This window comes from Pseudolabrys sp. (assembly GCF_035943735.1).
In the GTDB taxonomy this organism is placed as follows: Bacteria; Pseudomonadota; Alphaproteobacteria; order Rhizobiales; family Xanthobacteraceae; genus Pseudolabrys.
On the sequence record NZ_DASZBV010000001.1, the window covers coordinates 36,857 to 59,150 of the forward strand.

General features: G+C 65.5%; 23 protein-coding genes. 17 read left to right on the forward strand and 6 right to left on the reverse strand.

Annotation, left to right across the window (positions count from 1 at the left end):
• Positions 1 to 3: 3 nt before the first annotated feature.
• The 4 genes from VGV41_RS00170 to VGV41_RS00185 all read left to right on the forward strand — a co-directional run bounded on the left by VGV41_RS00170 (position 4) and on the right by VGV41_RS00185 (position 4,484).
• Positions 4 to 873 carry a hypothetical protein gene (locus tag VGV41_RS00170; protein WP_326861615.1) on the forward strand — a complete coding sequence of 290 codons (870 nt, stop codon included), beginning with the start codon at positions 4 to 6 and terminating at the stop codon, positions 871 to 873.
• Between the two features lie 26 nt (positions 874 to 899).
• Positions 900 to 1,931: an amidohydrolase family protein gene (locus VGV41_RS00175; RefSeq protein ID WP_326861616.1), complete on the forward strand. Its 1,032-nt coding sequence runs from the start codon at positions 900 to 902 to the stop codon at positions 1,929 to 1,931.
• A 39-nt stretch (positions 1,932 to 1,970) separates the two neighbouring features.
• The gene (locus tag VGV41_RS00180; protein WP_326861617.1) at positions 1,971 to 2,858 is read left to right on the forward strand and encodes a hypothetical protein; all 888 of its coding nucleotides are present in this window, start codon (positions 1,971 to 1,973) and stop codon (positions 2,856 to 2,858) included.
• 651 nt (positions 2,859 to 3,509) lie between these two features.
• Positions 3,510 to 4,484 (forward strand): amidohydrolase family protein, encoded by a 975-nt coding sequence (locus tag VGV41_RS00185; RefSeq protein WP_326861618.1) that lies wholly within the window; start codon positions 3,510 to 3,512, stop codon positions 4,482 to 4,484.
• A 65-nt stretch (positions 4,485 to 4,549) separates the two neighbouring features.
• Here VGV41_RS00185 and VGV41_RS00190 read toward each other — a convergent pair whose 3' ends face one another.
• A complete protein-coding gene (locus VGV41_RS00190; protein WP_326861619.1) occupies positions 4,550 to 5,884 on the reverse strand; it encodes an MFS transporter in 1,335 nt (444 codons plus the stop codon).
• A 326-nt stretch (positions 5,885 to 6,210) separates the two neighbouring features.
• Between VGV41_RS00190 and VGV41_RS00195 the strand changes: the two genes are divergently transcribed.
• Positions 6,211 to 7,260: an amidohydrolase family protein gene (locus tag VGV41_RS00195; RefSeq protein WP_326861620.1), complete on the forward strand. Its 1,050-nt coding sequence runs from the start codon at positions 6,211 to 6,213 to the stop codon at positions 7,258 to 7,260.
• Between the two features lie 70 nt (positions 7,261 to 7,330).
• On the opposite strand, the gene VGV41_RS00200 is transcribed toward VGV41_RS00195, so the two are convergent.
• The 4 genes from VGV41_RS00200 to VGV41_RS00215 all read right to left on the reverse strand — a co-directional run bounded on the left by VGV41_RS00200 (position 7,331) and on the right by VGV41_RS00215 (position 10,570).
• Positions 7,331 to 7,765, reverse strand: coding sequence for a hypothetical protein (locus VGV41_RS00200; RefSeq protein ID WP_326861621.1), 435 nt, complete (start codon positions 7,763 to 7,765; stop codon positions 7,331 to 7,333).
• A gap of 214 nt (positions 7,766 to 7,979) precedes the next feature.
• Complete coding sequence (locus VGV41_RS00205) at positions 7,980 to 8,957, reverse strand: tripartite tricarboxylate transporter substrate binding protein (protein ID WP_326861622.1); 978 nt, start codon at positions 8,955 to 8,957, stop codon at positions 7,980 to 7,982.
• A gap of 52 nt (positions 8,958 to 9,009) precedes the next feature.
• Positions 9,010 to 9,894, reverse strand: coding sequence for an amidohydrolase family protein (locus VGV41_RS00210; protein ID WP_326861623.1), 885 nt, complete (start codon positions 9,892 to 9,894; stop codon positions 9,010 to 9,012).
• 139 nt (positions 9,895 to 10,033) lie between these two features.
• The gene (locus VGV41_RS00215) at positions 10,034 to 10,570 is read right to left on the reverse strand and encodes an invasion associated locus B family protein (RefSeq protein WP_326861624.1); all 537 of its coding nucleotides are present in this window, start codon (positions 10,568 to 10,570) and stop codon (positions 10,034 to 10,036) included.
• A 418-nt stretch (positions 10,571 to 10,988) separates the two neighbouring features.
• On the opposite strand from VGV41_RS00215, the gene coxB reads away from it, so the two are divergent.
• The 12 genes from coxB (at position 10,989) to VGV41_RS00275 (ending at position 21,632) form a co-directional block, all read left to right on the forward strand.
• Positions 10,989 to 11,831, forward strand: a complete 843-nt coding sequence (gene coxB, locus VGV41_RS00220) for a cytochrome c oxidase subunit II (protein ID WP_326861625.1) — start codon at positions 10,989 to 10,991, stop codon at positions 11,829 to 11,831.
• 60 nt (positions 11,832 to 11,891) lie between these two features.
• Positions 11,892 to 13,505, forward strand: a complete 1,614-nt coding sequence (gene ctaD, locus VGV41_RS00225) for a cytochrome c oxidase subunit I (protein WP_326861626.1) — start codon at positions 11,892 to 11,894, stop codon at positions 13,503 to 13,505.
• Positions 13,506 to 13,575: 70 nt separating this feature from the next.
• Positions 13,576 to 14,541: a heme o synthase gene (locus tag VGV41_RS00230; protein ID WP_326861627.1), complete on the forward strand. Its 966-nt coding sequence runs from the start codon at positions 13,576 to 13,578 to the stop codon at positions 14,539 to 14,541.
• A 14-nt stretch (positions 14,542 to 14,555) separates the two neighbouring features.
• Positions 14,556 to 14,729 (forward strand): CoxF protein, encoded by a 174-nt coding sequence (locus tag VGV41_RS00235; protein ID WP_326861628.1) that lies wholly within the window; start codon positions 14,556 to 14,558, stop codon positions 14,727 to 14,729.
• Positions 14,730 to 14,741: 12 nt separating this feature from the next.
• Positions 14,742 to 15,350: a cytochrome c oxidase assembly protein gene (locus tag VGV41_RS00240; RefSeq protein ID WP_326861629.1), complete on the forward strand. Its 609-nt coding sequence runs from the start codon at positions 14,742 to 14,744 to the stop codon at positions 15,348 to 15,350.
• A gap of 63 nt (positions 15,351 to 15,413) precedes the next feature.
• Positions 15,414 to 16,271 carry a cytochrome c oxidase subunit 3 gene (locus VGV41_RS00245; RefSeq protein ID WP_326861630.1) on the forward strand — a complete coding sequence of 286 codons (858 nt, stop codon included), beginning with the start codon at positions 15,414 to 15,416 and terminating at the stop codon, positions 16,269 to 16,271.
• Positions 16,272 to 16,338: 67 nt separating this feature from the next.
• Entirely contained in the window at positions 16,339 to 16,722 is a 384-nt protein-coding gene (locus VGV41_RS00250) for a DUF983 domain-containing protein (protein ID WP_326861631.1), read from the forward strand.
• Positions 16,719 to 17,465, forward strand: coding sequence for an SURF1 family protein (locus VGV41_RS00255; protein ID WP_326861632.1), 747 nt, complete (start codon positions 16,719 to 16,721; stop codon positions 17,463 to 17,465). The genes VGV41_RS00250 and VGV41_RS00255 overlap by 4 nt, the downstream gene beginning before the upstream one ends.
• Before the next feature lie 80 nt (positions 17,466 to 17,545).
• Positions 17,546 to 18,961 (forward strand): threonine synthase, encoded by a 1,416-nt coding sequence (thrC, locus tag VGV41_RS00260; RefSeq protein WP_326861633.1) that lies wholly within the window; start codon positions 17,546 to 17,548, stop codon positions 18,959 to 18,961.
• Positions 18,958 to 20,229: a pitrilysin family protein gene (locus VGV41_RS00265; RefSeq protein WP_326861634.1), complete on the forward strand. Its 1,272-nt coding sequence runs from the start codon at positions 18,958 to 18,960 to the stop codon at positions 20,227 to 20,229. Before thrC ends, VGV41_RS00265 begins: the two co-directional genes overlap by 4 nt.
• A 30-nt stretch (positions 20,230 to 20,259) precedes the next feature.
• Positions 20,260 to 20,844 carry a GNAT family protein gene (locus VGV41_RS00270; RefSeq protein ID WP_326861635.1) on the forward strand — a complete coding sequence of 195 codons (585 nt, stop codon included), beginning with the start codon at positions 20,260 to 20,262 and terminating at the stop codon, positions 20,842 to 20,844.
• A gap of 80 nt (positions 20,845 to 20,924) precedes the next feature.
• Positions 20,925 to 21,632 carry a hypothetical protein gene (locus VGV41_RS00275; RefSeq protein ID WP_326861636.1) on the forward strand — a complete coding sequence of 236 codons (708 nt, stop codon included), beginning with the start codon at positions 20,925 to 20,927 and terminating at the stop codon, positions 21,630 to 21,632.
• Here VGV41_RS00275 and modC read toward each other — a convergent pair.
• Positions 21,629 to 22,294: a molybdenum ABC transporter ATP-binding protein gene (gene modC / locus VGV41_RS00280; RefSeq protein WP_326861637.1), complete on the reverse strand. Its 666-nt coding sequence runs from the start codon at positions 22,292 to 22,294 to the stop codon at positions 21,629 to 21,631. The two genes, VGV41_RS00275 and modC, sit on opposite strands and share 4 nt — an antisense overlap.

The following is a 22,294-nucleotide window of genomic DNA, read 5'->3' on the forward strand; positions in this document are numbered from 1 at the left end:
ATCGTGGCGCGCCGGAAGCTGCAGACGCTGATCGGCACCTATCCGCACACTGCGCCGCTGAAATCGGGCGCAGTGCGCTCGGACCTGTTCGATCTCGAGTTCACCGAGATCGAGCCGGTCTGGGACGGCTTCAAGGGCATGATCCGGGAGATGAAGTACGACGTGTCGGAAATGGCCGTCGTCACTTATCTGATCGCGCGCGCACACGGGAAGCCGCTGGCGCTGCTGCCGGCGGGGATGATCGGCCGCTTCCAGCAGCCTTACGCGCTCTGCAACGCGGCGAAACCGCTCGGGCCGCGCGACCTCGACGGCAAGCGCGTCGGCATCCGCTCCTTCACGACCACCACCGGCGCCTGGCTACGCGGCATCCTGCAGAACGACTATGGCGTCGATCTCGACAGCATCGAATGGGTGACGTTCGAGGATCCGCACGTCGCTGAGTATCACGACACGACCCTGCGCGCGCCGGCCGGTAAAAAGATCGTGCAGATGCTAATCGACGGCGAACTGGACGCGGTGCTGGGCGAATCCTCCAAGGACCCGCGCCTGCGGCCGCTGTTCGGCGACCCGCAGGCCGAAGCGCGGCTTTGGCATCAAAAGCACAAGACCGTGCCGATCAATCACCTCGTTGTCATGCGTAGCGCCGATGTCACGCGTGATCCTGAGACGGCGCGCGAGGTCTGGCGGCTGCTGTGCGAAGGCAAGCGGCTGGCTGGCCCGCCGTCCGATCCCGATCCGCTGCCCTTCGGCACGGAACCGCTCCGCAAGAGTTTGGAACTGATCGCCGCATACACCTACCAGCAAGGCCTCATTCCGAAGCGCATGAGCGTCGACGATATGTTCGCCGAAACGCGCGCCATCCTCTCCCGCTGATCGCGGCACCGTTAGGAGCAAAGAGTATGATCATCGATTGCCATGGTCACTACACCACCGAGCCGCAGCAGCTGCACGATTTCCGCAAGAGGCAGACCGAGGCGATCGGGCACGGCGAGCACCTCTCGCCGGGCAACCTGAACATCACCGACGACCAGATCCGCGAGAGCCTCGAAGGCGCGCAGCTCAAGCTGCAGCGTTCCCGCGGCACGGATCTCACCATCTTTTCGCCCCGCGCCGCCGGCATGAGCCACCACATCGGCGACGAGCGCACCAGCATGGACTGGTCGCGCCTATGCAACGACCTGATCCACCGCGTCTGCACGCTCTATCCGAAGAACTTCATCGGCGTCTGCCAGTTGCCGCAGTCGCCGGGCGTGTCGCCGGCCAATTGCGCGGCCGAGCTCGAGCGCTGCGTCAAGGAGTACGGCTTCGTTGGCTGCAACCTCAACCCCGATCCGTCCGGCGGCTTCTGGAAGACGAAGTCGCTCACCGACCGCTCGTGGTATCCGCTCTACGAGAAGATGGTCGAGCTCGACGTGCCGGCGATGATCCATGTCAGCGCATCGTGCAATCCATGCTGCCACACCACCGGCGCGCATTACATCAACGGCGACACGACCGCTTTCATGCAGCTCATCATGGGAGACCTGTTCAAGGACTTCCCGACGCTCAAGTTCATCATCCCGCACGGCGGCGGCGCGGTGCCGTACCACTGGGGCCGCTACCGGGGCCTGGCGCTGAACAACGGCAAGCCGGAGCTGAAGGAGCACCTGCTCAAGAACGTATTCTTCGACACCTGCGTCTATCATCTGCCGGGGATAGAGCTGCTGACCAAGGTGGTGCCGGTCGACAATATCCTGTTCGCGTCGGAGATGGTCGGCGCCGTGCGCGGCGTCGATCCGATGACCGGCCACGACTTCGACGACACCAAGAAGTATCTCGACAAGGCCACTTGGCTGAGCGCGGAAGATAAGGCGAAGATCTTCTCCGGCAATGCACTGCGGGTTTACCCGCGGCTCCCTGGACGGCTGAAGGCGGTCGGCTTGAACGCCTGACGGCAGCGTGCAAAACAGACGAAAAAGGGGATTGCGTACATGACGTCGCAGAAGACCAACCTGTTCACGCTGCTCGGCGACTACCCGGTGACGCGGGCGCTCAAGTCCGGGGAACTACGTTCCGATCTCGTCGGCTTCACCTATGCCGACATCAAGGTCGCCAATACCGGCTTCAAGCCGCTGGTGCGCGAGCAGAAGTTCGACTTGTCCGAACTGGCGATCGTCACCTATCTGCAGGCGAAGACCTATAACAAGCCCTACGTGCTCATGCCCGCCGTCGTCGTCGCCCGCGGCCAGCATCACACCATCGCCTACAATCCTGAACGCGGACCGTTGACAGCATCCGATCTGGCCGGCAAGCGCGTCGGCGTGCGAGCCTATACGGTGACCACCGGTGTCTGGGTGCGCGGCATCCTCAAGGAACAGTACGGCGTCGATCTCGGCAAGGTTAAATGGGTCACCTTCGAGGATCCGCATCTTGCGGAATACACCGATCCCGCCTTTGTCGAGCGCGCCCCGGCCGGCAAAAACATCGCGCAGATGCTGCTCGATGGCGAGCTCGACGCGGCCATCGTCGGTGACAAGCTGCCCGATCCGCGGCTCAAGCATCTCATTCCCGACCACGAGGCGGCGTCGAAGGCGTGGGCCGACAAGCACGGCTACACGATCAACCACCTGATGGTGATCCGTAACGAACTGTCGCGCACGCGTCCCGATCTGGTGCGCGAGGTGTTCCGACTGCTCAAGGAAAGTCACGACGCCGCCGTGCGTGCGGGCGACAAGAACGCGGCGACGCTTCAATTCGGGCTTGAGCCGAACCGGCGCTCGCTCGAGACGATCATCGATCTGACCTTCGATCAGAAGCTCATTTCGCGCCGCTTCAGCGTCGACGAGCTGTTCGACGAGACGACCCGCGGCCTGAGCTGATTAGGTGGCGCCGTAGCTCCGTGCCGCTGTCGCTATGCGGCCAGGTTCCGGCCAAAAAGCTGTCCCGAAGCTTTCAGGATCGAACTGAGCGCAGGTTTATCCGCTCCGGCGAGGCCGGCAAGCGTCGGCAAGGAGGGGGCTGACGACTGCAACCGACCGGATGGCCGATGTGGCGGGACAGCGCGTCGGCCATGAGGCGCGTTCCGACATCGCTCGGGCCGCCGGGCGCATAGGGCACGACGATCTGGAGCGGCCGTTCTGGAAACTCCGCCGAATGGGCCGGAGGCAGCGGCCAAGACAGCGAAATCGCCGCCACGATGGCAGCGACGAAACTCCACGGACGCGGATGCAATGGCGGCTCCCCTTTAAGGTGGACCGATTATGATGCTTATGGCTGATGAGGTCCCTGAGACATTATCCTTTCACCGCCGGCGGGGGCGTCTATCGACAAAAAGTCACGTGTTTTTGCGTATTTGGTAACCTTGCGGGCCGGCAGGCGGTCGACGCGCGATGGGGCGGGACGTAGAGAATTTTGTTTGCAGTATCGCCCCACCGACAGCCTCTTCCTGACGCGCCGTTCCCCAAGCTAGTGTGCCGGCCGACCCCGCACGCGAATCCCCGACCATAACGAAGAACGTCCAAGGAGTGACGATGCGCACCATCACCGTAGAAGAACATTTCATCACCCCTGCCTTCCTCGCGGGGCCCGGCAAGCATTTCATGAACAGGTTCCGCGATTCCGGGCCGGCCGGGGCGGTGATCGTCGATCGGCTGACCGACCTCGGCGACAAGCGCGTCGCCGAGATGGATGCGGCGGGCATCGATATGCAGGTCGTGTCGCTCAACGCGCCCGGCGTGGAGCAGGCAGAGCCCGACGAGGCGGTCGCCTGCGCGCGCGAGTCGAACGACTGGCTCGCCGAGGCGATCAAGAAGCATCCGACACGCTTTGCCGGCTTCGCCTCGCTGGCGACCCAGGCGCCGGACAAGGCCGCAGACGAACTCGAGCGCTGCGTGCGCAAGCTGGGCTTCAAGGGCGCCAACATCAACGGCCACACGCGCGGCCGCTATCTCGACGACAAATTCTTCGCGCCGATCCTCACGCGGGCCGAAGCGCTCGACGTGCCGATCTACCTGCACCCCACGGCGCCGGCGAAGCCCGTGCTCGACGCGCTCTATGGCGGCTTCTCGCCGGCGGTGACAGCCGTGTTCTCGACGGGCGCCTGGGGCTGGCACATCGAGACGGCGGTGCACCTGCTGCGCCTGGTTCTCGCCGGCGTGTTCGACCGGCATCCGAAGCTGCAGATCTGCATCGGCCACATGGGCGAGGCGATCCCGTTCATGCTCGAGCGGACGAACAGGGTTCTGCCGCCGCAGCTGACGAAACTCGCGCGCCCCGTCGCCGACTACCTGCGCCAGAACGTCCACTACACTTTCGGCGGCTTCAATTTCACGCCGACCTTCCTCAATCTGCTGCTGGAGATCGGCGTCGACCGCATCATGTTCTCGGCCGATTACCCGTACGGCTCGATGGCGGAGGCGCGCAGCTTTCTGCAGCATCTGCCGGTCAGCGAGGCCGATCGCGAACGCATTGCGCACGGCAATGCGGAGCGGCTGCTGCGGCTCTGAAGGCGAGGCCCTTTGCGTGCGGCCGTGCGGCGTTCGAGCGCCGCACGGGCCATGTCGTTTTCAGATCAGGTCGGGAGCGGCTGGCCCTTGGTTTCGGGCAGGAACGGCACCAGCACGAAGCCGAGGATGTAGATCAGCGAGAAGGCGACGGCCATCTTGCTGAAACCGCCGAACTGCACGATCAGCAGACCCGCAAACAGCGGCCCCATGAACGCGATGAAGCGCGGCGCGTTGAACACGAAGGCCATGCCGGTGGCCCGCATGCGCGTGGGGAAGAGTTCGGGGAGCCATACCGACAGCCACGAATACTGCCCCAGCGTGAAGATGCCGTTCACGGCGGCAATCAGCACCAGCAGCTCCAGGTTCGTCGTCCACATGTAGAGCGCCGGCGTGAGGACCAGCGAGGCTGCGAAGAACAGCATGACGACGGGCTTGCGCCCGAATCGGTCGGCCATGAAGCCCAGTCCGGCATATCCGATGATGCCGCCGATGTTGTAACTCATGGCCGCATAACTGGCCCAAGTCTGTGGCGGCAGGTGTTGCGCGGCTGCGACCGCCGCGACGAAGGGGGGTACCCAGGTCGAGATTCCCCACCACGCCAACGTTGTCGTCAGCGACATGAAGAAGCAGATGATGGCCCGCTTCCGAAGCTCGGGGTCGGCAAACAGGTCTGCAATCGTGAAACGGTTGAGCGCGTGCTCCTCGGGGGCAAGCACGGCGCCGCTCATCTTCTTGGCGCGGGCGCTCTTGCGCTTTTCGTTGGTGGCTTCCCAGCGTTTTGACTCGTCAATGCCGCTGCGCAGCCACAGCGCGAACAGGCCGGGCACGATGCCGAGCAGGAACATGATGCGCCAGGCGTTCGGACCGTAGCCGCTGATGAACAGCCAGATGAACGAGGCGAGGAAGAATCCGATGCCAAGTCCGCACTGCATCAGGCCGGCGCCACGGCCGCGCGCGTGGTCCGGCCACACTTCCGCGGTCATCGACGCGCCGGTCGCCCACTCGGAGCCGATCGCCACGCCCACGACGAAGCGGAGCAGCGCGAACGACACCCAATCCCAGGCCAGGGCGCTGAGGCCGGTGGTCAGCGAATAGGCAAGGATCGCCAGGATCATCGTGCGCCTGCGGCCGAGATAATCGGCCAATATGCCGCCGATGACGCCGCCAACGCCCCAGCCGAGAAGCGTGATGCCGATGACGGTGCCGGCGAAGGCCTGCGTATGCGAGAGCTCGGAGGCGGGCAGCAACTGGTGCAGCGCGACCCCGACCGTCAGGATCAGCGCAAAGGTCTCATAGCCATCGAACATCCAGCCGATGTTCGAGGCGATCATCGTCTTCCATTGGTTTGCATTGAGGCTGCGATACCAAGGCTCCGTTCCAGCTATGGAAGCTGTCGACATGGGAAGTCCTCCCTCATGGTCGCTGTTCCCCGCCGGTGGTCCGGTCTTGTTTTTCTGAGCGGGCAGTAAATGCCGCGAAGTGCTCGACGACTGGGATTTTCTCGAACCGATCGCTCATGCAATGCGGCGTTGCAGCATTTCCGCTGAGCCGCGCGGCGATCGTTACCGGTCATGCTCGGTCAAAATCGAACCACGTGCAAGCACCGCCGCAGCGGCACACGCCACTTTCACGCTGCAAAAACCCGGCGACGTAAACCCGACTTACGCTTGTGGGCCCTGCTGCTCCAAGCTTTGATGCGCATCCGCGCCAATCGTTGGGAGCAGACATGGTCACACCCGTCATCGACACGCATGCGCATATCGTCCCACCCGATATGTACAAAGCGTTGCGCAGCAACGCGGCCGGCTACGGCGTGAGCTTCAGCGGCGACGCGGCGCGGCCGCTCGTGCAGTTGGCCGGTTCGTCCTATGTGCGTCCGCTGCCGCTCTTTCTTACGCACCTGGATGAACGCATCGCGACCATGGACCGGCAAGGGATCGACATGCAGATCCTCACCGGCTGGGTCGATTTCTCCGCCTATACGATGCCGCGCGATCTCGGCATCAAGTTCTCGGAATTGCAGAACGAAGCGATCGCCGCTGTGGCCGCGTCGAATCCGGATCGCTTCGCCGGCGCTGCCAACGTGCCCTTGCAGGATCCGAAGGCCGCGATCGCGGTGCTGCAGACCTGCGCTGACAAATACGGCTTCAGCGCCGCGCAGATCGCTACCTATCTTGGGCCCGACCGCTTCCTGGACGATCCGGCGCTCGATCCGTTCTGGGCCGCGGCGCAGGAGATGGGCACGTTTCTGATCTTCCATCCTTACGACGAGCAGAGGCCGGCGGGGCTGCAAGACTATTTCCTGCATAACTGCATCGGCTACCCGCTGCAGACCACGATCGCCGTCGTGCGCATGATGTTTTCCGGCGTGTTCGACCGCTTCCCGAAGCTGCGAATCAAGGTGCCGCACGCCGGCGGCTTCCTGCCGTATCAGATCGAGCGATTCCGTCATGCCGCCGAATTTCGCCCGGAGCCGCGTTCGAAAGGATTCCGCGGCGATCCGCTCGAGGTGCTGCGACGGCTTTATTTCGACACGGTGACGTTCAGTCCAGTGACGTTGCGCTATCTCATCGACCTGGTCGGCGTCGAGCGGCTGGTGCTGGGCAGCGATTATCCATTCGAGATGGGCGAGGTGGATCCGGTGGCGACGGTGAATGCGGCGGTTGCGGCAGAGCACCGGCCCGCGGTCCTCGGCGGCACGATCCAGAAAATGATGTGTCTCAGCCCCGCGTGCGGATGCGGCGGGCGACGATTGACACCGCTGTTATGCGAATAGCCGCGAGACGCGGCGGCTTCACAACCGCCGCGCCCCGCAGCCTCAGACAGCAGGTCTGGAGCGCGTTTGCCTACGGACGCCCGATGCTCAGGTTGCGTCGCGCCTGACCCAGCGTCGCCGCGTCGGTGTCCTGGGTGTGCGACGCGCAGGAGCCGCGATAGCCGAAGCCGCGCGTGTTGTCCGTGCTCACCCAGCAGGACGAGGGCGCGATCATCGGCGCGGGTTCGTAGGCATAGGCCGGCTCGTATGCCGGCGCCGCCTCATAGGCATAGCCCGGCTGATACGCATAGCCGCCGCCGTAATAGGCCGGGGCGTAATCCGGACCGTAGGCGTAGTCCGGTCCGTTATATGCGCTGCTGGCAGCGGCCGCGCCGACCAGTGCGCCGGCGCCGAAGCCGATGGCAGCCGCCGCATTGCGGCCATGTTCCGCCTGGCTCGGCGTCGTCGCAATGGCCATCGCGCCGACCAGCGCGGCGGCAGTGGCGAATTTAGCAATGTTCCGCATGTGAAGCCTCCCTGTGTTTACCATCTCGCCTGAACGGTGGGCGATACAGTCGGACCAAAAACACAGGAACAATGAACAGCGTTCCCTGCCGGACGGCGGGCAGAGCAAACAGCTCTACACAAAATTGCGATTCCCGCGCGGCGGAACAATGCGCGGGTGTTGCGCCGACAGGACTGCAATGGCCGGCGGCGCGGGCCGCCACGCGGGCAGGCGCTTATTGCGGCGTGATGCCGGCGTCCTTGATCACGTCGGTCCAGCGCTGCAAATCCTCGCCGAGCACCTTGCCGAACGCGTCCGGATCGCTGCCGATCGGCGCCATGCCCTGCTTTTCGAACAGCGCCTTGATCTCGGGCAGGGCGACGGCCTTGGCGGTGGCGTCGCTGAGCGCCTTGGCAATATTCTTGGGCGTGTTCGGCGGGGCGATCAGGCCGAAGTAATTGTAGGTCTCGTAATCCTTGATGCCGGCTTCCATCATCGTCGGCACGTCCGGCAGCGCCGGCGAGCGTTTCGCGCCGGTCACCGCCAGGCCGACGACGTTGCCGCTCTTCACCTGTTCGACCTCGACCGGCAGTGCGTCGAACATCGCGTCGATGCTGTTCCCCATGAGATCGGTCAGTGCGTTGGCGGCGCCCTTGTACGGCACGTTGACGATCTTGAGGCCGGCCTTGAGCCGGAAGAGCTCGGCGCACAGCGACAGCGACGAACCGGCGCCGCCGCCCGAGCCGAAGGTGAGCTTGCCCGGGTTGGCCTTGCCGTAGGCGACGAGATCGGCGACGGATTTGATGTTGAGCGACTTGCGCGCCGTCAGGATGAACGGGCCCGACGAAACTTCCGAGATCGGCGTCATCTTGCGGATGTCGAACGGGTAGTTCTTGCGCGCCGGCTGCGCCACGACGATGGCGGCCGAGATCATGAACACGGTGTGGCCGTCCGGCGCCGCGCTCGTCAGCTCGCGGTAGGCCGGCTCGAAGAATCCGCCGGGCTTGTTCTCGACGATGACCGGTGTCTTCAAACTTTCCGACAGTTTCTGCGCGATGACGCGCGCGGTGACATCGGTGGCGCCGCCGGCGGCGACGCCGACGATCATTTTGATGGGGCGGTCGCTGAAATTCTGCGCGCGTGCGGGCGCGCCGTGGACAATGAGCGTCGTCGCCAGCGCGGCGGCCGCTACGAGTCGGAAGCGGTTCTGCATAATCTCCTCCCCTGGAAATCGTCGACCGCTTCTTCTGTGCTGTGCGGTTCAACTAAAAGCCGTAAAGGCGCGCCGGATTATCGACGAGGATGCGATGGCGGTCTACCGGGTCCGGCGCCCATTCGGCGAGCGCGTCGAGGAGATCGCCATCGTTCGGCATCGTCGTCTGCACCATCACGTGCGGCCAGTCCGAGCCCCAGACGATGCGCTCTGGCGCGGCAGCGATCACCGCTTTCGCCATGTCGGAAATGTCCTTGTACGGATACTGCGTGCACGCGCTGATGCGATAAGGACCGGTGAGCTTCACCCAGAAATAGCCGTCGCGCAGCAGCGCCAGGAAATCCTGGAAGCCCGGATGCTGCAGGCCGCCGGCGGCCGCCTTGGTGTAACCGATATGCCCGACCGACATCGGCACGCAGATCGTCTTCGCCAGCGTGCGCAGGTCGGGGAAGCTCTCGACGTGCACGAGCAGTTCGATGTGGAAGCCGAGATCGCGGATGCGCTCGGCCGCCTGCGCCAGCGCGTCGAGCGAGCGGAATGGCATGCCCCCGCGGTCGACCAGGTTGACGCGCACGCCGCGAATGCCGGCATCATGCAGCGCTGCCAGTTCCTTATCGGTGGTCTCTTCCGTCATCGCCGCGATGCCGCGCAGGTTGGCGGGATCGCTGGCGACGGCATCGCGCACGGCGCTGCTGTCGGTGCCGTGCACGCTCGCCTGCACCAGCACCAGCCGCTGTAGACCGAGCGTCGCATGCATGCGCCGCAGGTCGGCGAGCGGCAGGTCCGGCGGCGTATAGGAGCGGTCAGGCTGGTAGGGATAGCGCACCGCCGGGCCGAAGACATGCGCGTGGCAATCGGTCGCGCCGGCCGGCACCGCGAAAGCCGGCGGGTGCGGATTGCGATCAGGCGGCGGACAGGGCTTCTGCTCGGTGCTCACGCGGGGCCTCGCATGCGGATCGTGACGATCGGCATGCTTAGGCCGCGCTTCGCCGGCCGTCGAGGGACGGCAATGGCACCGAGGCCGGTATCAGGATCGTGCCGGACTTGCCGGCGATTTCAGAAGGGCAGGAGCCGGATCAGGGCAACTGGTCGTAGCCCTCGCCGAAGCCGGCGAGGCTCATCGGGAAGCCGATACCCTCTTCCGGCGTCTGGAAGATAATGAAGGTCGCTGTCTTGCCGTTGCGCAGCTTGCCGATGAGGGTGTCGTCCATGACGACTTCAGCGATGCAACCGTTCGGCAGGCAGCGCACGAAGCCGGCGCGGCCGATGTCGACATTGTCGATCTTCAGGCCGAGACCCGATGGCAGCAGCACGCCGAGGGGCGCCACGACCCGCATCAACCGGCTCTTTTGGTCGGCCGTCTTGAGTACAATGACAGTCAGGCCGACATTGGCCCGGTCTTCCGCGGTCACGCTCTGAATCAGCGCGCACTGCTGCGACTTCGCGCCGGGCGGCGTGTCGCAGCGGATCTGCCAATCCTTGTGCACCGACTTTACCGCGCCCTGGGCAAGGGCTTCCTGCGACGGCACGAAAAGCACGAGCGCGGCCGCCACAAGCGCCCCGCCGCCGATCGAGCCCGCTACAGCGGTCCTGAGCCGGTTGAAAAAGCCCATGACTCCAGTCCTTTGGCCCGGCCAGCGCCGTCGCGAATCGCGCCAGGCTTTATCTAATCGTCGTCCCCCCGTTTGGGTCATGCCCGGCCGATCCTGTCAAGCGACGCGGCCCCCGAGAACAACCGCCGGTGCACGCGAGACCTAAGCCGCGCCGGGGTGGCGTAAATACGGCGATTTTTTCCGCCTGGGGGTAATACGGTCAGCCCTGTGGCGGGCGTAATTTGGCGCATTGCGGCAGCGTCGGAATTGTGGTTTGAGAAGCCGGGATTTCCCCACCCGAAGCACCGTTCAAGCTGCCACGCCCGTGGCAAAGTGCCGTGCTCAGAGGGGGTTCCGGCCGAACATCAGTCCTGCGGTGGACGGCAAAAGGAGCCTTGATTCGCAAGGCCGGTTTTCTCGTCGAGGAGAGCAGTCGACAATGATGTTGCTCAAGCGGTTGGTCGCATGTGTGGTCACGTTCGTGGCCGTGTTTGCCGGGGGGGCCGCGGCGTTCGCCGCCAATGAGCCGATGGGACAGCCTCATCCTTGGCAGATGAATCTGCAGGCCGGCGTGACGCCGGTGATGGACGACATCATCTGGTTTCACCACTTCCTGCTCTGGATCATCGTCGCCATTACGCTGCTCGTGATGACGTTGCTGCTGGTGGTGATCGTGCGCTTCAACGCCCGGCGCAATCCGGTCCCGTCGCGCACCACGCACAACACCCTCATCGAGATGGTCTGGACGGTGGTGCCGGTGCTGATCCTGGTGACGATCGCGGTGCCGTCGTTCCGGCTGCTGTTCTACGAACTCAAGGTCCCGCCCGCCGATCTGACGGTGAAGGCGACCGGCAAGCAGTGGTTCTGGAGCTACAGCTATCCCGACCAGAAGATCGAGTTCGACTCGCTCCTGGTGCAGGACAAGGACCTCAAGCCCGGCCAGCCGCGGCTGCTCACGGTCGACAACGAGCTCGTCGTGCCGGTGAACAAGGTCGTCCGCGTCCTCGTCACCGGCGCCGACGTGATCCACTCCTTCTCGGTGCCGTCCTTCGGCATCAAGATCGACGCGGTCCCCGGCCGCATCAACGAGACCTGGTTCAAGGCGGAGCGCGAGGGCACCTATTACGGCCAGTGCTCGCAGCTGTGCGGCCGCGACCACGCCTTCATGCCGATCGCCGTCCATGTCCTGAGCGAGAAGGATTACGCGGCGTGGCTGGCGACGGCGAAGAAGAAATTCTCCGCCGACAACAGCGGGCCGACGACGCTCGCCGCCGCCGAGTGACATATAGTGTGAGCCGAATATAATACGGTGACAGGCGACAATCTGCGAAGGGTAATGACGATGGCGAGCAATACCGCGGCGGCCCACGACACGCACGACGTTCACGCGCACCATCCGACCGGGTGGCGGCGTTTCGTGTATTCCACGAACCACAAGGACATCGGCACGATGTACCTCGTGTTCGCGATGATGGCCGGCGTCATCGGCGCGCTGATGTCGATCGCCATCCGCCTCGAACTGCAGAATCCCGGCATCCAGTTCTTCCCGTCGTCCCACGAATACGACGTGTTCGCCACCAGCCACGGCCTGATCATGATCTTCTTCATGGTGATGCCTGCGATGATCGGCGGCTTCGGCAACTGGCTCGTGCCGCTGATGATTGGCGCGCCGGACATGGCGTTCCCGCGCATGAACAACATCTCGTTCTGGCTCTTGCCGGCTTCATTCGCGCTTCTGATCACCTCGATGTTCGTCGAGGGCGAACCCGGCTCGCTCGGCGCCGGCACCGGCTGGACGCTCTATCCGCCGCTGTCGACCTCGGGTCACCCGGGCCCGGCTGTGGACTTCGTCATCCTGTCGCTGCACCTGGCCGGCGCCTCGTCGATCCTCGGCGCCATCAATTTCATCACCACGATCTTCAACATGCGCGCGCCGGGCATGACCCTGCACAAGATGCCGCTGTTCGTCTGGTCGATCCTGGTGACAGTGTTCCTGCTGCTGTTGGCGCTGCCGGTGCTCGCCGGCGGCATCACCATGCTGCTCACCGACCGCAACTTCGGCACCACCTTCTTCTCCGGCGACCACGGCGGCGACCCGCTGCTGTTCCAGCATCTATTCTGGTTCTTCGGTCACCCGGAAGTGTACATCCTGATCCTGCCGGGCTTCGGCATCATCTCGCAGATCGTATCGACCTTCTCGAAGAAGCCCGTGTTCGGCTATCTCGGCATGGCCTATGCCATGGTCGCAATCGGTGGCATCGGCTTCGTGGTCTGGGCGCACCACATGTACACGGTCGGGCTGTCGACCGGCGCGCAGGCCTATTTCGTCGCCGCGACGATGGTGATCGCGGTGCCGACCGGGGTGAAGATCTTCTCCTGGATCGCCACGATGTGGGGCGGCTCGATCGAATTCCGCGCGCCGATGTTGTGGGCGCTCGGCTTCATCTTCATCTTCACGATCGGTGGTGTCACCGGCGTCGTCTTGGCGAACGCGGGCGTCGACCGCGTGCTGCATGACACCTATTACGTCATCGCTCATTTCCATTACGTGATGGGCATCGCGGCAGTGTTCGCGATCTTCGGCGGCTGGTACTACTGGTTCCCGAAGATGAGCGGCTATATGTACAACGAGGCCATCGCCAAGGCGCACTTCTGGGTGATGTTTATCGGAGCGAACATCATCTTCTTCCCGCAGCACTTCCTCGGCCTCGCCGGCATGCCGCGCCGCACGGTCGACTATCCCATGGCGTTCCACGGCTGGAACGAGATATCGTCATTCGGGTCTTACATCACGGGCCTCGGCGTTCTCATCTTCTTCATCGGTGTGATCGAGGCCTTCATGAAGAAGCGGGTCGCCGGCGATAACCCGTGGGGCCCGTCTGCGACCACGCTGGAGTGGACGCTGTCGTCGCCGCCGCCGTTCCACCAGTTCGAGACGCTGCCGCGAATCAAGTGAAACGAATGGCGAGATCCCGGGTCCCGTTCACGGGGTCTCGCCGCGCCGGATGTCGAGGAAGCAAGCGTAGATGTCGTTCGTCGGTGAAGGTACGAAACTCTCAGGTCCTCTGGCTGCGCGATCGGATTTCGATCTTGCTGAGCCGAGTCTGGCGACCGTCTCCGACTACATCGCCCTGCTGAAGCCGCGGGTGATGTCGCTTGTCGTGTTCACCGCGCTGGTCGGTCTCGCGGTAGCTCCGGGGCATATGCACCCCATCACGGCCTTCACGGCTCTCCTGTGCATCGCCGTCGGCGCCGGCGCCTCCGGCGCGCTGAACATGTGGTACGACGCCGACATCGACGCGGTGATGACCCGCACCTCGCGCCGTCCGGTACCGATGGGCCGCGTCAAGCCGGGCGAGGCGCTTGCTTTCGGCCTGACGCTGTCGGGCTTCTCGGTGGTGACGCTCGGCCTGCTGGTCAACTGGCTCGCCGGCGCGCTACTCGCCTTCACCATCTTCTTCTATGCCGTCGTCTACACGATGTGGCTCAAGCGCTCGACCGCGCAGAACATCGTCATCGGCGGCGCCGCCGGCGCCTTCCCGCCGATGATCGGCTGGGCGGCGGTGACCGGCTCGCTGGCGGTCGAGCCGGTGCTGCTGTTCCTGATCATCTTCTTCTGGACGCCGCCGCACTTCTGGGCGCTGTCGCTCTACCGCATGCAGGACTACGCGCGCGCCGGCGTGCCGATGCTGCCGGTGGTCGCGGGCGAGGTGTCGACCCGCTGGCAGATCCTGCTTTACACGCTGCTGCTGGTGCCGCTCGGCGTCGCCCCCTGGGCGCTCGGCTTTGCCGGGCTGCTCTACGGCACGGTTGCCTGCGTGACCGGCGCGATCATGCTGCTGCTGGCGGTACAGGTGCTGTTCGAGCGCGCGCCGGCTGAGCGCGCCAGCCGCAACCTGTTCGCCTTCTCGATTCTGTACCTGTTCCTGCTCTTCGCGGTCTTGCTGGTCGAACGCGGTTGGGGCGGGCTCCTCGCTCGGCTGACCACGTGAGCATCGGAGCCGTCATGAGCGAACCGCAGAGGGACGACAAGGATAAGGGTGTCGTTCTCACCGAAGCGCAGCAGCGCGCCCGCCGCTCGCGCTCGATCGCGATTGCGCTGGCGCTCGCCGCGCTGGTCATTCTCTTCTACGTGATGACGCTGGTGAAGGGTCCCGGCGTCCTGAATCGTCCGTTCTGAGGACGCGCACCAATGACCACACCCACGCCAAATCCGAAGAAGCCGAACCTCCGCTGCGACGTGATCGTGGCCGGGATCTGCGGTGTCGTCGCGGCGATGATGGTCGGCGCCGCTTACGCATCGGTGCCGCTCTATAGCTGGTTCTGCCGCACCACCGGTTTCGGCGGCACCACCCAGGTCGCGGTCGCCGCGCCTGGCAAGGTGCTCGGCCGCATGATCAATGTGCGCTTCGACAGCAATGTCGCGCCGGGCCTGCCGTGGAAGTTCGAGCCCGAGCAGAACGAGATTCATATCCACATCGGCGAAGTGGCGACCGTGCACTACAAGGTCACCAACATGGCCGCGCGCGAAATCACCGCGCAGGCCGGCTACAACGTCGCGCCGCCGCAGGTCGGGGCCTACTTCACCAAGATCAACTGCTTCTGCTTCACGCAGCAGACCATGAAGGCAGGCGAGACCCGCGAGATGACGGTCGTGTTCTACGTCGATCCCTCATTGGTCAAGGACAGCGACCAGGACCGGCTCGACACGATCACGCTGTCCTATACTTTCTACCGCATTCCGAATCCGGAGAAGCCGGTCGCCGAAGCGCCGGCGGCTCCGGGGTCGAAGAAACTCTAAGGGCAAGATTCGGGGGCGCCGCCAGCGCCGCTACAGCGAAACGGGACTTGAACGGAGACGACGATGGCCGACGCTCACGCCAAGCATCACGACTACCACCTGGTCGATCCGAGCCCGTGGCCGGCGGTCGGCTCCATTTCCGCCTTCATCATGGCGGTGGGCGCGATCACCTGGATGCACCACATGTTCCCCGCCGCGCCGTTCATCTTCGGCGTCGGCGTGCTCGGCGTGCTCTACACCTTCGTCGGCTGGTGGCGCGATGTAATCCGCGAAGCCGAGTTCGGCGGCTTCCACACCCGCGTGGTGCAGATCTCGCACCGCTACGGCATGATTCTGTTCATCGCCTCCGAGGTGATGTTCTTCGTCGCGTGGTTCTGGGCCTATTTCAACACGGCGCTGTTCCCCGACGCGCTGAACGAGGTCGGCCGTGTCGCCTTCACCGGCGGCGTGTGGCCGCCCAAGGGCATCGAGACGATGGACCCTTGGCACCTGCCGCTCCTCAACACGCTGATCCTGCTGACCTCGGGCACCACGGTGACCTGGGCACACCACGCGCTCCTGGAGAACGACCGCCAGGGCCTCAAGTGGGGCCTGATCCTCACCATCCTGCTTGGCGCGACCTTCACCTGCATCCAGGGCTACGAGTACTCGCACGCCGAGTTTGCCTTCAGCGGCAACATCTACGGCGCCACCTTCTTCATGGCGACCGGCTTCCACGGTGCGCACGTGATCATCGGCACGATCTTCCTGATCGTCTGCCTGGTGCGGGCGCTCAACGGCCAGTTCTCGCCGACCCAGCACCTCGGCTTCGAGTTCGCCGCCTGGTACTGGCACTTCGTCGACGTCGTGTGGCTGTTCCTGTTCGCCTGCATATATGTGTGGGGCTCGGGGGCGGGCGCCGCAGCCGGGCACGGCGGATGACCGCGCCGGCCTGAGGTTTCCGAAGGGCGGCGGCAACGCCGCCCTTTCGCTTTAGGGGATTCCAGTGATGAGGCAGCAACCGGTGACCATCGAGCGCTCCATCGTGCGCGGCCTGCGCGGCCGCTGTCCACGTTGCGGCGAGGGCAAGGTGTTCACGGGATTTCTCGGGCTGCGGAAAGCTTGCGACCATTGCGGCCTCGATTACGGCTTCGCCGATGCCGGCGACGGCCCGGCGGTGTTCATGATCCTGATCGGCGGCTTCATCGTCGTGTTCGCGGCGCTGATCGTCGAATTCCTCTACCAACCGCCGTATTGGGTCCACGCGGCGCTGTGGCTCCCGCTCATCCTGCTGGTCACGCTCGGCCCGCTGCGGCCGCTCAAGGGCCTGCTGATCGCCTTGCAATATCATCACAAGGCGGCCGAAGGCCGCCTTGAGCGGGGCGATCAGTGAGCGCGCCGGCACGCGTGCGCGGCCTCGTCGGGACCACGCTGACGACTGTGATCTGCGTCGGGTTTTTGATCGGTCTCGGCGTGTGGCAGTTGCACCGCAAGGTGTGGAAGGAAGACTTGATCGCCGCGATGACGTCGCGGCTCGATCGGCCGCCGCAGCCGCTGCCCCTTTCAGCGCAGTGGCAGACGCTGACGCAGGCGGCGAACGAATTCCGCCGCGTCGCCTTCGTCGCGACGTTCGCGCCGGGCGAGGAGGCACTCGTCTATTCACCCGGTTCCGCGCTGCGCAGCGACGTCAAAGGCCCCGGCTATTTCGTCTTCGCGCCGGCCAAGCTCGCCGACGGCAGCACCATCGTCGTCGACCGCGGTTTCGTGCCGCTCGCGCGCAAGGCGATGATCGGGCAGGCAGAGGGCGAGGCGCAGGGCGCCGTGAATGTGGTCGGCTATCTGCGCTGGCCGGAGGCGCCCGGCATGTTCACGCCGGCTGCCGACGTCAAAGGCAACACCTGGTTCGCGCGCGATCCCGCAGCGATGGCCGCTACGCACCATTGGGGGACGATCGCGCCGTTCTACGTCGACCAGGAGGCGCCGGCGCCGGCCGGCGGGCTGCCATCGCCCGGCAAGCTCGTCGTCAACCTGCCCGACAACCACCTGCAATACGCGATCACCTGGTTCGGGCTGGCGGCCGCCTTGGGCGCCTTCTATGGGATGTGGGTCTATGGCCACTTCAAGAAGCCGGCCTGAGCGTTCCTTGTGAAAGCCGCCCCTGACCGCTAGTGTGGCCCCTTGCGTCCCGGACCGCCTTAAAAACCTACGAAAATTCAATGCGTTATATCTCCACACGGGGCGAAGCCGCTCCGCTCGATTTCGTCGAGGTCATGCTCGCGGGATTGGCTCGCGACGGCGGATTGTATGTCCCTGACAGCTGGCCGCGCCTGTCCGCCGAGGAGATCGCCGGCTTCGCCGGTCGGCCCTATGCCGAGGTGGCGACCGACGTCATCCGCCGCTTCACCGGCTGCAGCATCGCCGATGCCGACCTCGCGCGCATGGCGCAGGAGGCGTACGGAACCTTCCGCCATCCGGCGACCGTGCCGCTGGTGCAACTCAATCCCGGCCTGTTCGTCCTGGAACTCTTCCACGGCCCGACGCTCGCCTTCAAAGACCTGGCGATGCAGCTCGTCGCCCGGCTGATGGACCACGCGCTGCGCCAGCGCGGCGAGCGCACGACGATCGTCGTCGCCACCTCCGGCGACACCGGCGGCGCCGCCGTCGAGGCGTTCCGCGGCCGCGAGCAGGTCGACCTGATCGTTTTGTTCCCGCACGGTCGCGTCTCCGACGTGCAGCGCCTAATGATGACGACGGCGCCCGACGCCAACGTCCACGCCGTCGCCGTCGAAGGCACCTTCGACGACTGTCAGGCGTTGGTGAAAGCGATGTTCAATCACCACGCCTTCCGCGACCGCGTCCGCCTGTCGGGCGTCAATTCGATCAACTGGGCGCGGATCGTGGCGCAGGCGGTGTATTATTTCGCCGCGGCGGCGGCGCTCGGCGCGCCGCACCGCAAGGTCGCCTTCACGGTTCCCACCGGCAATTTCGGCGACGTCTTCGCCGGCTATGTTGCCGGGAAGATGGGCCTGCCGATCGACCGGCTGGTGGTGGCGACCAACGTCAACGACATACTTGCCCGCACCTTCGCGACGGGCACGTACGAGGTGCGCGACGTGATGGCCACCAGCTCGCCGTCGATGGACATCCAGGTCTCGTCCAACTTCGAGCGGCTGCTGTTCGACGCCTACGGCCGCGACGCCGGCGCGGTGCGCGGGCTGATGAGTTCGCTGGCGCAATCGAAGCGCTTCTCCGTGTCGGCGCACGCACTCGAGGCCATGCGCGATCTGTTCGCGGCCGGCCGCGCCGATGAGCAGGAGAGCGCCGCCACCATCCGCGCATGGATGCGCGAGGCGTCCTACTGCGCCGATCCGCATACGGCGGTGGCGCTGGCCGTCGCCGAAAAAGAGCCGCGCGATCCGTCGGTCCCGATGGTCGTGCTGTCGACGGCGCATCCGGCAAAATTCCCCGACGCGGTGAAGGCGGCGTGCGGCGTCGAGCCCGGACTGCCCGACTGGCTCGGCGACCTCACCAAGCGCAAGGAGCGCGTGACCGTCCTGCCGGCCGACCAGACGCAGGTAGAAAAGTTCGTACTGGCGGCCTCGCGCGCCGCACAGGAAGGAGCAGCGGCATGAGCGTCGAAGTCACGCGTCTTCCCTCGGGGCTCGCGGTTGTCACCGATCGCATGGAACATCTGGAATCCGCCTCGCTCGGCGTCTGGGTCGGCGCCGGCAGCCGCGACGAGAAGCCGGACGAGCACGGCATTTCGCATCTGCTTGAGCACATGGCGTTCAAGGGCACGAGCCGGCGCACGGCGCGGCAGATTGCCGAGACCGTCGAGGCGGTCGGCGGCGATCTCAATGCGGCGACCAGCGTCGAATCGACCGGCTATTTCGCGCGCGTGCTCAAGGCCGACGTGCCGCTCGCGCTCGATGTTTTGGCCGACATCCTCTCCGATCCGACCTTCGATCCGGAGGAGCTGCGCCGCGAGCAAAACGTGATCGTGCAGGAGATCGGCGCCACCGAAGACGCGCCCGACGATCTCGTGTTCGACCGCCTGCAGGAGACCGCGTTTCCCGATCAGCCGGTCGGCCGCTCCATTCTCGGCACGCCGGACACCGTGCGCTCGTTCAATGCCGCGCGTCTGCGCTCCTATCTGACGCGCAATTATCGCGCGCCCGACATGCTGATCGCCGCCGCCGGCGCCGTCGAGCACCGGCGGATCGTCGAGGAGGCCGAGAAGCGGTTCGCGAGCTTCGTCGGACCGGCCGGGCCGGCGCCGGAGCCTGCGCGGTTCTCGGGCGGTACGCGCGTCGAGACGCGCGATCTCGAGCAGGTGCACATCGCCATGGCGCTCGAAGGCGTGGCGGTGAAGCATCCCGACCTCTACAGCATGCAGGTCTTCACCAGTGCGCTGGGCGGCGGCATGTCCTCGCGCCTGTTCCAGGAGGTGCGCGAAATCCGCGGCCTCTGCTACACGATCCACGCCTTCCACATGCCGTACAGCGACATCGGCATGTTCGGGCTCTATGCCGGCACCGACGAGACCGATGCGCCGGAATTGATGCGCGTCGTCATCGACCAGATCGGCAACGCCACCGAGACGCTGAACGAGGCGGAGGTCAACCGCGCCAAGGCGCAGATGAAGGCCGGCCTGCTGATGGCGCTGGAAAGCTCGGAAGCGCGCATCGGCCAACTCGCGCGGCAGATGCTGGCCTACGGCCGGCCGATCCCGCTCGAGGAGATCGTCGCCAAGGTCGACGCGGTGACGGTGGAGAGCGCGCGCGCCGCCGGCCGTGCGCTGGTCAACCGCGGCCGCCCCGCCATCGCGGCGCTCGGCCCCGGCAACGGCCTTGAAAGCACGGCGGCAATCGCGGAAAGTCTGGTGCGCCGGGCCGCCTGAGCGCAAGGGGGACGCTCGGTTGGACGGACCATGGCGTTTTTCCGTAGCGTGAACTTCGGCGACGTGCTGCCGGCCGTGTCCGGCAACGGCGTCCTGCTCCGCATGCCGGTGGCGAGCGACTTTCCCGAATGGGCCGCGCTGCGCGAACAGAGCCGCGCTTTCCTCACGCCGTGGGAACCGATCTGGCCGCCCGACGATCTCACCCGTTCGGCGTTCCGCCGCCGCCTGCGCCGCTATGCCGAGGACCAGCGCAGCGACGCCGCCTATGCGTTCCTGATCTTCCGCACCAGCGACGGCGCGATGGTCGGTGGCCTGACGCTGGCGAACATTCGCCGCGGCGTCGCCCAGGCCGGCAGCATCGGCTACTGGACCGGCCAGCCCTTCGCCCATCAGGGCTACATGAGCGCGGCGGTGCGGGCGCTGATCCCGTTTTGTTTCGGCAGCCTGCGGCTGCACCGGCTCGAGGCCGCCTGCATCCCGACCAACAAGCCGTCGATCGCGCTGCTGGAGAAGACCGGCTTCCAGCGCGAGGGCTACGCACGCGGCTATCTCTGCATCAACGGGACGTGGCAGGACCACCTCCTCTATGCCCGGCTCAAGGACGATCCCGACTGAGGCGACCTGTTGCCGTTTGGCGGCCACAGTCGCTTTGCTATAAGCAGGCGTCGTACGTCTGTAACGGAAGAGAGCCGGGTATGCGTGGGGTAAGGGACAAGGCGGCGCGGGGCGCCGCTGGCCTTCTGGCCATCGGAGCGCTGGGGCTGCTGGCCGGGTGCGGCAGCACCATGAGCAGCATGAGCAGCAGCGTGGGGAACGTGTTCAGTAAGTCGCCGCTCGACCTCTTCAGCACGTCCTCGACGGCCACGCAGACCAACGCCGCGGCGCCCGACGCGCCGGAGATCCAGACCGACATCGAATGTCCCGGCGTGATGATCCGCGCCGGTGCCGCCACGCTCGTCGTCGGCAGCAACCCGAAAGAGCAGCAGCCGTCGCCGCTCGACGTCAAATACCAGGGCAGCATCATCCGCACGGCGCGCGAGTGTCACGTCAACAACGGCATCATGTCGATGAAGGTCGGCATCGAGGGCCGCATCATCACCGGCCCCGCCGGCGGCCCCGGCACGGTGGAGGTGCCGATGCGCATTGCCGTCGTGCAGGACGGCGTCACGCCGAAGCCGATCGTGTCGACCTTCGGCAAGGAGGCGGTGACGATCGGCGGCGATGTCGACCGCGCCAACTTCACGCATGTCGACGACACAATCTCGTTCCCGCTGCCGAGGCCGCTCGGTCTGCTCGACTCCTACGTCGTCTATGTCGGCTTCGACCCGATCGGCGCCAAGCCGCCGGAAAGGAAGAAGCCTGTCGTCAAGCGCCGCGCGAAACCGGCAGCGAAGCCGCGCTAGGACGACTTCAGCACCTCGACTCCGCCTGAGGCGGCGACGCGGCCGTCTTCCAGCCGCACCACGTGCGTCGCGATGCGCGCCACTTCGCCCGCGTCATGGCTGACGTAGATCATCGGCACGCCGGCATCGTCACGCAGCCGCTCGAGATAGGGCAGGATCTCGGCCTTGCGCGCGGCGTCGAGCGAGGCGAGCGGCTCGTCGAGCAGCAGCAGCCGCGGCTTCATCAGGAGCGCGCGGCCGACGGCGATGCGCTGGCGCTCGCCGCCTGACAACTTGCCGGGGCGGCGGCCGATGAGGTGGCCGATGTCGAGCAACTCGACCGCATGCGCAAAGGCCTTGGCGTCGGCGGGCAGCCCGCTCATCCAGCGGCCATAATCGAGGTTGTGCTTCACCGACAGATGCGGAAAGAGTCGGCCCTCCTGGAACACGGTGCCGATGCGCCGCTTCCACGGCTTCACGTTGACCCTGCGCGCCGCATCGAACAGCATGTCGCCGTCGAGCACGATGCGGCCGGCGTCGGGTGTCATCAGCCCGGCGATCATATTGATGAGGCTGGTCTTGCCGCTGCCGGACGGGCCGAACAGCGCGGTCACGCCCGCGGCCTCGAAACCGACGTCGAGCGTGAAAGCGTCGAGTGTCTTGTGCACCTCGCAGGCGAGCAC

Excerpts from the sequence above, each read along its gene's own strand:
- VGV41_RS00230 (WP_326861627.1), top strand. The coding sequence starts at position 13,576 with ATGTCGTTCGTCGGTGAAGGTACGAAACTCTCAGGTCCTCTGGCTGCG.
- VGV41_RS00275 (WP_326861636.1), top strand. The coding sequence starts at position 20,925 with ATGCGTGGGGTAAGGGACAAGGCGGCGCGGGGCGCCGCTGGCCTTCTG.
- VGV41_RS00250 (WP_326861631.1), top strand. The coding sequence starts at position 16,339 with ATGAGGCAGCAACCGGTGACCATCGAGCGCTCCATCGTGCGCGGCCTG.
- VGV41_RS00270 (WP_326861635.1), top strand. The coding sequence starts at position 20,260 with ATGGCGTTTTTCCGTAGCGTGAACTTCGGCGACGTGCTGCCGGCCGTG.
- VGV41_RS00265 (WP_326861634.1), top strand. The coding sequence starts at position 18,958 with ATGAGCGTCGAAGTCACGCGTCTTCCCTCGGGGCTCGCGGTTGTCACC.
- VGV41_RS00205 (WP_326861622.1), bottom strand. The coding sequence starts at position 8,957 with ATGCAGAACCGCTTCCGACTCGTAGCGGCCGCCGCGCTGGCGACGACG.
- VGV41_RS00200 (WP_326861621.1), bottom strand. The coding sequence starts at position 7,765 with ATGCGGAACATTGCTAAATTCGCCACTGCCGCCGCGCTGGTCGGCGCG.
- VGV41_RS00175 (WP_326861616.1), top strand. The coding sequence starts at position 900 with ATGATCATCGATTGCCATGGTCACTACACCACCGAGCCGCAGCAGCTG.
- VGV41_RS00180 (WP_326861617.1), top strand. The coding sequence starts at position 1,971 with ATGACGTCGCAGAAGACCAACCTGTTCACGCTGCTCGGCGACTACCCG.
- VGV41_RS00240 (WP_326861629.1), top strand. The coding sequence starts at position 14,742 with ATGACCACACCCACGCCAAATCCGAAGAAGCCGAACCTCCGCTGCGAC.
- VGV41_RS00195 (WP_326861620.1), top strand. The coding sequence starts at position 6,211 with ATGGTCACACCCGTCATCGACACGCATGCGCATATCGTCCCACCCGAT.
- VGV41_RS00235 (WP_326861628.1), top strand. The coding sequence starts at position 14,556 with ATGAGCGAACCGCAGAGGGACGACAAGGATAAGGGTGTCGTTCTCACC.
- VGV41_RS00245 (WP_326861630.1), top strand. The coding sequence starts at position 15,414 with ATGGCCGACGCTCACGCCAAGCATCACGACTACCACCTGGTCGATCCG.
- thrC (WP_326861633.1), top strand. The coding sequence starts at position 17,546 with ATGCGTTATATCTCCACACGGGGCGAAGCCGCTCCGCTCGATTTCGTC.
- coxB (WP_326861625.1), top strand. The coding sequence starts at position 10,989 with ATGATGTTGCTCAAGCGGTTGGTCGCATGTGTGGTCACGTTCGTGGCC.
- VGV41_RS00190 (WP_326861619.1), bottom strand. The coding sequence starts at position 5,884 with ATGTCGACAGCTTCCATAGCTGGAACGGAGCCTTGGTATCGCAGCCTC.
- ctaD (WP_326861626.1), top strand. The coding sequence starts at position 11,892 with ATGGCGAGCAATACCGCGGCGGCCCACGACACGCACGACGTTCACGCG.
- VGV41_RS00215 (WP_326861624.1), bottom strand. The coding sequence starts at position 10,570 with ATGGGCTTTTTCAACCGGCTCAGGACCGCTGTAGCGGGCTCGATCGGC.
- VGV41_RS00185 (WP_326861618.1), top strand. The coding sequence starts at position 3,510 with ATGCGCACCATCACCGTAGAAGAACATTTCATCACCCCTGCCTTCCTC.